This is a genomic window from Rhodococcus sp. 7Tela_A2, from assembly GCF_049311045.1.
Taxonomy (GTDB): Bacteria; Actinomycetota; Actinomycetes; order Mycobacteriales; family Mycobacteriaceae; genus Rhodococcus.
In genome coordinates this window covers 38,694-46,605 of the sequence record NZ_JAXION010000020.1, presented here as the reverse complement: position 1 = coordinate 46,605, position 7,912 = coordinate 38,694, and the positions used below count along the sequence as shown (strand labels likewise).

The 7,912-nt window shown below is 64.9% G+C and carries 9 protein-coding genes; 4 read left to right on the top strand and 5 right to left on the bottom strand.

Translation table 11 applies throughout. From position 1 onward, the window contains the following. The first annotated feature begins 144 nt into the window (after positions 1-144). From TVH25_RS06160 to TVH25_RS06150, 3 genes are all read left to right on the top strand, one after another. Positions 145-510: a hypothetical protein gene (locus tag TVH25_RS06160; protein ID WP_422423599.1), complete on the top strand. Its 366-nt coding sequence runs from the start codon at positions 145-147 to the stop codon at positions 508-510. An 80-nt stretch (positions 511-590) separates the two neighbouring features. Then, positions 591-794: a hypothetical protein gene (locus TVH25_RS06155; protein WP_422423598.1), complete on the top strand. Its 204-nt coding sequence runs from the start codon at positions 591-593 to the stop codon at positions 792-794. An 867-nt stretch (positions 795-1,661) separates the two neighbouring features. After that, positions 1,662-1,907 carry a hypothetical protein gene (locus TVH25_RS06150; protein WP_422423597.1) on the top strand — a complete coding sequence of 82 codons (246 nt, stop codon included), beginning with the start codon at positions 1,662-1,664 and terminating at the stop codon, positions 1,905-1,907. A gap of 300 nt (positions 1,908-2,207) precedes the next feature. On the opposite strand, the gene TVH25_RS06145 is transcribed toward TVH25_RS06150, so the two are convergent. The 3 genes from TVH25_RS06145 to TVH25_RS06135 all read right to left on the bottom strand — a co-directional run bounded on the left by TVH25_RS06145 (position 2,208) and on the right by TVH25_RS06135 (position 5,039). After that, complete coding sequence (locus TVH25_RS06145) at positions 2,208-2,810, bottom strand: YdhK family protein (RefSeq protein WP_169621561.1); 603 nt, start codon at positions 2,808-2,810, stop codon at positions 2,208-2,210. A 427-nt stretch (positions 2,811-3,237) separates the two neighbouring features. Next, the gene (locus TVH25_RS06140; protein WP_422423596.1) at positions 3,238-4,188 is read right to left on the bottom strand and encodes a pseudouridine synthase; all 951 of its coding nucleotides are present in this window, start codon (positions 4,186-4,188) and stop codon (positions 3,238-3,240) included. Positions 4,189-4,250: 62 nt separating this feature from the next. Then, positions 4,251-5,039 (bottom strand): alpha/beta fold hydrolase, encoded by a 789-nt coding sequence (locus tag TVH25_RS06135; RefSeq protein WP_422423594.1) that lies wholly within the window; start codon positions 5,037-5,039, stop codon positions 4,251-4,253. A gap of 197 nt (positions 5,040-5,236) precedes the next feature. Here TVH25_RS06135 and TVH25_RS06130 point away from each other — a divergent pair, with 197 nt between their 5' ends. Next, positions 5,237-6,502 carry an alpha/beta fold hydrolase gene (locus tag TVH25_RS06130; protein WP_378527270.1) on the top strand — a complete coding sequence of 422 codons (1,266 nt, stop codon included), beginning with the start codon at positions 5,237-5,239 and terminating at the stop codon, positions 6,500-6,502. 137 nt (positions 6,503-6,639) lie between these two features. Here the strand turns inward: TVH25_RS06130 and TVH25_RS06125 are convergent, their stop codons facing one another. Beyond that, positions 6,640-6,912 (bottom strand): hypothetical protein, encoded by a 273-nt coding sequence (locus TVH25_RS06125; RefSeq protein WP_169621565.1) that lies wholly within the window; start codon positions 6,910-6,912, stop codon positions 6,640-6,642. A gap of 94 nt (positions 6,913-7,006) precedes the next feature. Beyond that, a complete protein-coding gene (locus TVH25_RS06120) occupies positions 7,007-7,798 on the bottom strand; it encodes a hypothetical protein (RefSeq protein WP_422423593.1) in 792 nt (263 codons plus the stop codon). Positions 7,799-7,912 lie beyond the last annotated feature (114 nt).

Here is a 7,912-nt window from a genome sequence, read left to right as displayed (position 1 = left end):
GCCCCCACCACGACACCCCGGCCTGCTCTGACCAGCAACAGGGGTGGCCTGCATACCCCCCGCCCGGCCCAAATTTCCCCCGGAAGGCATAGGGCCCCAGGCAGGACGCAGTGCAACCAGAACTCCAAGGAAGGACATGATCCGATGCGCAGACCTCGCACAGCCGCCGGTAAGCGGCTGGTCGATTCGATGAACGAGGCTTTGGCCCGGACCAGCACCGATATCGGGCAGACGCTGGTGTGGTCGGAGCAGGAGGAAGCCGCCCTCGAGCGGGCCGGGGAAACCGTGGACCGGGCCGAGAAGGTACGGAAATTGCTCGATTCCGCGCTCAAAGCCGACGAGCCGAACCCCTCGGTGGTGGTGAAGCTGTCCGCTGAATTGCGGATGCTGGATAAGCAGGTGGTCGACTTGATCGGGAAGCTGAACCCCGAGGGGGAGGGGCCGGCGAAGTCGCAACGTCATGTGCGTGCTGCCCGCTCTCGCTGGGATCGTTCCGCCGGGGGTGCATAGTGGCGCGTGTTGCTGCTCCCATCCGCCGGGACGACGGGCCGCGGGAGTTTACCGCGGTGGAGTTGGACCGTATCCGACATTTGACGTCGCAGCGGATGCCGGCCGAACATCCGGTGCACCGCGGTGTCGACGGCATGTCGGCTGCGGAGATCCGGCGCGAGCTCGAGCAGCTGCACCGCGCTGCCGGGCGTCGTCGGGGCCGGATGCTGTGGGAACTCGGTACTCGGGATGGTTGGCATGATGCCGAGGTGGCGTTCCTCGAAGAGGTCGCGGACCGCCGGTAACGGATTGGTGCCCAGTGGAATTGGTGGTGTACAGAGTGACGACTGCCGCAAGGTCGACTCGAGGTAGACGGTGACTCGGGGCGTTCGGTATCCGGGGGTGGATGTGCAGCCAGTCGTGTTCGTTGGTCTGTGTGGTACGGCAAGCGCTGAGAGCGTCGCTGCCGCCCGATCAACGGAACCGGACGTTCCGCATGGCTCCTTCTCTCCAGTCTGCGGTTGAGATCACTCGACCGGAGCTGTCCCGCGTCGAGCCTCGCTGGTTTCGGGGAATGAACTCCTCACTCCGTGCCCTTGGCTGTGGTGTCCGTTCGTCGCTGAGGAATCGCAATGCATCGAACGTGGCAGCCGTGAGCGACCCACCTCGTTCCTTGTGGAGTCGATGGATGGTGTCGTGGCAGGACTCGCATACGGGCACGAGGTCGGTGTCACGTTCCGCGCCGAGTCGCTTATAGGTGTGGTGGTGCAGGTCTACGTCGTCGGTTGTGCCGCAGCCCTTGCACCGACGTGCGTGTTTGGCGTAGTACGCGATCTTCCGTTCTTCCCATGCCGGTGAGTTGACGTAGCTGTGGTAGTTCGCTGGCATGGGTCCTCCGGTGTGCTCGTCGGTTCGACGGGGGAGTTTGCAGTATCCCTGTAGGCACCGACAGCCTGTAGCTACCCCACGGAAGTGAACTGGGGGGTGTCAGGGCGCCACCGCTGTCATACGCGAGCGCTCCCCCTGTCGTTTTTTCCACCGACCGCTGACGCCCCTTCCTCTGGGGGAACAGCCCGCCCTTGCGCATATGGCTGCTCGCCCCGTCGCCCGCTGCACCGCTGGGGTTCGCGGAAGCCGCTCTGAGCGGTGTCGAATCTGAGTACATTCCCGCCATGGCCGAAAGCGATGCGCGTGTCGAGATTGTTCGTGACTACATCGTCAACGACATACTTCCTTCTGCACATAGCCAGTGGAAGGAGGAGTACGAGAAGGACACTGAGAACGTCTACATGTTGCGGTGGATTACGGGGCGGATAAACGCCGCAATGCAAGTCCTGCAGGTCATCGACAAGGATGCGTTTGTGGAGCAGAAGGCACTTCTCCTTGAGCAGTTGGGCGTCGATGTGACATCGGAGTGACAGCCCGTTCTGACCGTGCAGGTTTAGGTCTCTGCCGGGGCAGGTGGCGTCGCGTAGTTCTGCGTGCTCGAGTATTCCCATGGCTCGCAGCAGTATCCGAACCTCGTCGGTAGTCATGTCAGGTTGGACGCAGCGCGTGGGGGAGTGGTTCCGTCCGCAGTGCGTCCGCAGTAGGTTCGAGAACCACCCTCGGTCCCCAACATCGCCAACCGGCATACCCGCAGGTAGGGCGCGCTTCTTTGTATTCGTCAATCTCTGCAAACTCCCAGAAGAGAGTTCCGCTTCAACGTGTAGCGGCTGTTACCGCGCGGGCGTGATCTCGCTTTCGACGACCCACTTGTGGTTTGTCATCTCCATGCCATCGGCTTCGAGATCGACCATGTAGACGGTTTCGTCGGTGGAACTGTCGATCGTCGCCCGGGCGCCGTTCATTCCTCCCATGTGCTCGGCCTGCAGTCCCACTTCGGTCCCATCGGCGAGCGGCGCCGGGCCGGGGTTGTCGAGTTCTTCGTGGACGACCCATCGGTGGTCGACCACAGGCTCGCCGCCGGTTGTCGGGGTGTAGCTCACGGAGTAGGTCGTGGTGTCGAACGCTCCGGAGATGGTGGCTTGCGCGCCGTTCATGCCGGGCATGTGATCCGCGGTCAGTAGCACCGTCGTGCCGACCGGGTACCTCGGGTCGATCGCCGTTCGTATACCCGGCGGTGGTGCGCCGCCGTCCGCCGCGTGGTCGTGACCGGTCGCACCGCCGTCATGTTCTCCGTGGTGCTCGTGCATATCGCTGATGTTCGTGCCCGACCCTGCCACGTTGTCGGAACCGACGACCCTGGCAAGTCCGAGGACCGCACCGAAAGCCACCACCAGTCCGGCCCCGAAGAGCGCGAGCTTGATTGGGGTCTTCATCAGAGCCTCCTCGGTGTGTAGCCGGCTTCTCGACAGCGGCGAGGACCTTCTCGTCGTCGATCGGGCTGTCCGCGTTCACAACGAGCCTGCCGGTTCGGGCGAGGACCTCGATGCCTGCGACACCGGCGATCTCGCCGATCTTCTCACGCACGGACGTTTCGCGGTGCCCGCACGCCATATCGGTCGCCTGGTCTCGCCGACGGTCATCGTCGTCCCTCTGCCTATACCCGCCGGGGGTATGTGGCGCAATCCAACGTATACCCCCTACCGGTATCACTGCAAGGGTGCACATCGGCTCGCTCGGGCGCGACGACCGTCCGCGCCCGACGCAGAAACAGATGACTTCCACGAAGTCGGTCCGCAGCCGAAGGGGGTCGCCGGCCCGAGGCAGTGCGTCAACCGGTCCGGTCGGACCGTCCACGACCTTCTATCGAGGCGCTTCGCTCAGCGTGCGGCGCGTAACGAATCGGCGCGGGGCGCCCGTCAGCGGATCGGTGAATTCGACTTCCCGCGCGAGTAATTGGAGAGGCTGCGAATAGTCGTCCGGTGCCTCGGGCAATAGTTCGGGATACCAGCGATCGCCCAGGATGCCGGCCCCGAGCGCCGCGAGATGCACTCGCAACTGGTGCATCCGTCCGGTGCGTGGACGCAGAATCGTGTGCAGCACAGCACGTCCCGAGTTACTCATGCCGGTCCCACACACATCGATCAACGTCTCGGCATTGGGCTCACGAACGTCGTCGACGACGGCCCGAAGCTCTCCGCGATGTACCGCGATGTGGTTGCGGTAGAGGACGGGAAGCGTGTGTTCGCCGAGCGCCGGTGCGTCGGCGTCCCACCACGTCGGCTGGGTCGACACCGCCTCGTAGACCTTTGTGACCTGACGCTTCTCGAACATGGATTGGTACGCACCGCGAGTGTCGGGCCGGGCAGAGAACATCACCACGCCGGCCGTCGCGCGGTCGAGACGATGGATCGGAGTCAGGTTCGGGTTGTCGAGACGGAGCCGCAGGCGGACGAGTGCTGACTCGCGCAGGTACCGACCGCCCGGGGTGGTCGGAAGAAAGTGCGGCTTGTCGATCACGACGAGGTTGTCGTCGGTGTGCAGGATCTCCTCGTGAAAGGGAATCGGCTCCTCGGCCGGCAGGTCGCGGTAGTACCAGACGAAAGGATGCACACCCAGCGCGGTGTGACGGCCGATCGGGTGGCCGTCGCGGCCCACGATCGCGCCCGCATCGAACCGCCGGTACAGCTCGTCGGGGTCCAGATGGCCGAATCTCGTCACCGTGTACTCGGCGATCGTCTCCCACGGCCCTGAAGTCGGTACTTGCAGCCGCGTCGGTCCCACGCCGTCTCTGACGGGGAGCGGTGAGGGCATCGGCACCTGGTAATGATCCCACCGTCGGTCGGGCTCACCGCGATGCGGGTCGAGACCCGCCGTCAGGGATTGCGGCGGGTGGTCTCGTCGGCCGCTTCCCGTTCCCCGGTCTCGGCGAATGTGCGGAGGACCGTGGTGAAGAGGTCCGGATCTTCGACGTTCCACGGATGGTGCATCCCCGGCGCTACCCACGTCTGCAGTCGAGGGAGCGCTTTCCCCAGGGCGGGGAAGGCGTCACGCACGGAGCGCTGTTCCTTCTCGCCCGCGACAGCCAATATCGGGCCGGAGTACGCGAAAGGCTCCGGAGGGATGGAGCTTTCGGCGACCTCGCGGAAGATGCGCCGGTTGGTGTCGGGGGAGACGCGGACTGCCGATTCGACGTACAGGTCCCTCCCGTCGGCCGGAACGCCGAACGCCCCAGCCTGTGCTCGCCAGTACCAACGTTTGCGCCACAACGGGATCTGAGGCGGGATGAGGAAGCGTTCGAGCGACGTCAGCCCGGTGAACGCAACGCCTGTGATCATGCAACTGCGAACGAGCTGGGGGTGACGATGCACGAGATGAACGGCGACGAACCCACCGAGTGACAGGCCGACGACGTGCGCGGTTCCGCCGATTGCGTGTTTGCGGACGATCTCGGCGATGTCGTCGGCGGCAGCGCGCATCCCCGGCCACCGCAGCCCGTAGCGCTCGCCGAGCGCCGGTAGATCCGGGGTCAGCAGATGACGCTCGGGGAGGCGTTCGATCTGCGGGCCCCACATCCAGCCCCCGGCATTGTTGCCGTGGAGCAGGACGATCGTTTCGCCCGTTCGAGGGCCGTGTTCCAGACCCCAGTGGCCGGAGCCCGTCATCGGACGAGATCCGTCCCGATGCAGCGCAGTCCCAGAGTCGAACAAGAGGTACGCGACTTCGTCGAAACGTCGGCGCAGGGGAGAAGTCTCGGGCGCGGCTTCACGGGCGCCACTGTATTGGTCGCACAACGGACATGTCGAGTATTGATTCGGAGCACTTCTGTTCGCACGGCGGTCCGTCGTGGTTGAGTGGGCACATGGCTTCACTCCAGGCGACCGTGCTGAAGAGGGCGGCCCGCAAGATCGCCGGTAGCCACGGGCACGAAGTGATGCGACCGGTCGGAGACGGCACCGAGACACAATTTCCGCTGGCCTACGTCCGGACCGGCCCACGCGGGAAAGTTCCCGTGCTCATGGTGCCCGGCGGACCGGGACTTGCTTCCGTCCTGCCCTATCGCAGTTTGCGCCGTCGAGCAGAGCATGCAGGACTCGACGTCCTGATGATGGAGCATCGCGGTGTCGGGTTGTCGCGCCGCGATCTGCACGGCAACGAGCTGCCGAGCGAAGCGGTCACGGTCGACCACGTGGTCGAGGATCTCGCCGCGGTCCTCGATGATGCGGGGGTCGAGCGTGTGATCGTCTACGGCTCGTCCTACGGCACGTACCTTGCACAGGGCTTCGGGGTTCGGTATCCGGATCGGGTGGTGGGAATGGTCCTCGATTCGCCGATGCTGTCCGTTGCGGATGACATCGAGGGTGCACGCTCGTACCGGCGCGGACTGTTTCTCGAAGCGACCGATCCGGATCTGGCGCCGGTAGTCGAAGCCTTGCGTACCGCGCTCGCGCGTGGGGTGCCGGAGCCGGAGATCAACGTGGTCGTGCAGATCGCATACGAGTACGGAGGTCCGGACCTTCTCCGGGAGTTACTCGTCCAGCGGAGCAACGGACGGTTACGGCGCATCTGGAATCGGATGGCAAACGCCGGCTCGGCCGAGATAGACGGGGGAGGAGCACCGTTCTTCTTCGAACCCGATCTTGTTTCGCGGATTGCTTTCCGCGAGCTCGGATATGGGCTACCGCCCGACGGTGAACTGCTCGACCAGCAGGAGATTTTCGCGGCTGCCGCGGCGCGGCATCCGGAGTTCGTAGGGGAACCCTTCGACTTTCCCGCGCAGATCCCGGCATTCTCGTGGCCGACCGCGGTGATCTCCGGAGGCCGCGACCTGCGGACACCACCTCCGATCGCAGAAAAGATCGTAGATCTGGTACCCCGCGCGGTGCTGGTGTCGATACCGATCCTGGGTCACAGTGCCATGGATTCACACCAGCTCGCGGCTGTGTATGTGACAAAGATGCTGGCGGACAACAGGTCCGAGTCTCCGGCGACGATGGAGCATCATATCGCCGGGATGCCCCGGCGTGGGGCGGCGAATCTGATGCGGCGAGCGATCATCGGCGCGGTCGTCGTCGGTCGGTGGACGGCCACGGTCGCGTCCCGGCTTCCGTTTCGCGCTGGATCCTAGCGGCGTCGGGAGGCTTCGGAGAGATCGCCGGTGGCGGCGGACGAACCATCGGGCTCACGGTGTCCGTTCGCTCCCGTTGCGGCACGGCCCCGGGGCGGCCGTTCAGGGACCTTCCGGGACCGTGCGCTCGGCCGGGCTCAGGTGTTGCCGAACAACTCTTTCAGACTGTCCGCGATCCGCACGGGGCAGTCGTCGCGCAGCGCGAAGTCCACGTCGGTACCGGCGAGTTCGACGGTGATCCGGGTGATCGGCGCGTTGTCTTCTTCGATGCTCAGGTGATGGGTGATGCGCGTGAGAACACCTGCCGCCAGGGTCTCGTGCTCGGTGACCGTGTTCTTCAGGTCCACGCGCACGTACTTGCCGATGTGGGAAAGGTTGAGATCTTGGTGCGGTATTTCGTTCTTCGCCATGATGAGAAATCTACTTGACCCACCGGCGCCGTTTGTCGGTTACTACCGACCACTACCGGTTCCGGAGATGTGAGAACGAATACGTGGCACAGCGCTACCGGGTCCAGTATTGGAGCATCGGTTCCTCGCCGAGCAGCGACGAGCCCTCGGTGATGACAAGTGCGTCGGGTGAGATGCGGTACTGCACACCGTCGTTGGTCGCGGTGAAACCGTTCCCCGACGCCACGGGATCGTCGATCTCCAAGGCAGCTCCGTCGCTGAGTCGGACCCCTTTGTAGTACAAGCGTCCCACTCCGGTCTCGCAGACCACAACAAGCGACTCGGTGGTCTGTCCGGCGAAGACGGCGGCGTTGGTGTGATTGCAGCGTGCCTGCGGCACGCCGACGAAACCTTGGCCGTCCGTGTTGTCGAGCGGGGGACTCGACGGTGCGGGTCCCGCGGCCGGGGGTGCCGTGCCGGGGGCGGGATTGCCCGTCGGAACGAGTTCGAGGCCGTTGATCCGCAGTGCGACATCTCCCGGAAGGACGACCACGTAGCTGTCGCCCTCCACGTTGTCGTTGGCCAGCAGGCATGTGAAGTCGCCTGTCAAGCACGACAGGCGCTCCCAGTAACCGCCGTAGGACCGGGTGGGACGTACTGCGTATTCGCCCGGTGCGATGTCCACCCCGACTTTCAAGATCCCGTCGGTCGGCAGTGTCTGTGGCTCCACAGTCGCAGACTCGGTCGCTGCCGGCGGTGGTGCCGACGTGGGAGGCGAGCCGGCGGTGACGGTGACCGTGCGTGCCGGCGAACCGGCAGCCGCCGTCTCCTCGGCCTCGGAGGCCGAGTTGCGAACGAGCACGACGGCGAGTCCGGCGAGAGTCGCGATGAGTGCAACGACGATCACTCCGCCCACAACCCATGGCCACTTCGGCCGCCGGGGTGGCTGTTCGAACGGGGGCGGTCCGTACCCGTACCCATACCCATCGGGGGGAGGTTGCGTCGACATCCGTATTCCTTC

Coding starts and splice junctions, on each gene's coding strand:
- TVH25_RS06160 (WP_422423599.1), top strand. CDS start 145: ATGCGCAGACCTCGCACAGCCGCCGGTAAGCGGCTGGTCGATTCGATG.
- TVH25_RS06150 (WP_422423597.1), top strand. CDS start 1,662: ATGGCCGAAAGCGATGCGCGTGTCGAGATTGTTCGTGACTACATCGTC.
- TVH25_RS06145 (WP_169621561.1), bottom strand. CDS start 2,810: ATGAAGACCCCAATCAAGCTCGCGCTCTTCGGGGCCGGACTGGTGGTG.
- TVH25_RS06140 (WP_422423596.1), bottom strand. CDS start 4,188: ATGCCCTCACCGCTCCCCGTCAGAGACGGCGTGGGACCGACGCGGCTG.
- TVH25_RS06135 (WP_422423594.1), bottom strand. CDS start 5,039: ATGACGGGCTCCGGCCACTGGGGTCTGGAACACGGCCCTCGAACGGGC.
- TVH25_RS06130 (WP_378527270.1), top strand. CDS start 5,237: ATGGCTTCACTCCAGGCGACCGTGCTGAAGAGGGCGGCCCGCAAGATC.
- TVH25_RS06125 (WP_169621565.1), bottom strand. CDS start 6,912: ATGGCGAAGAACGAAATACCGCACCAAGATCTCAACCTTTCCCACATC.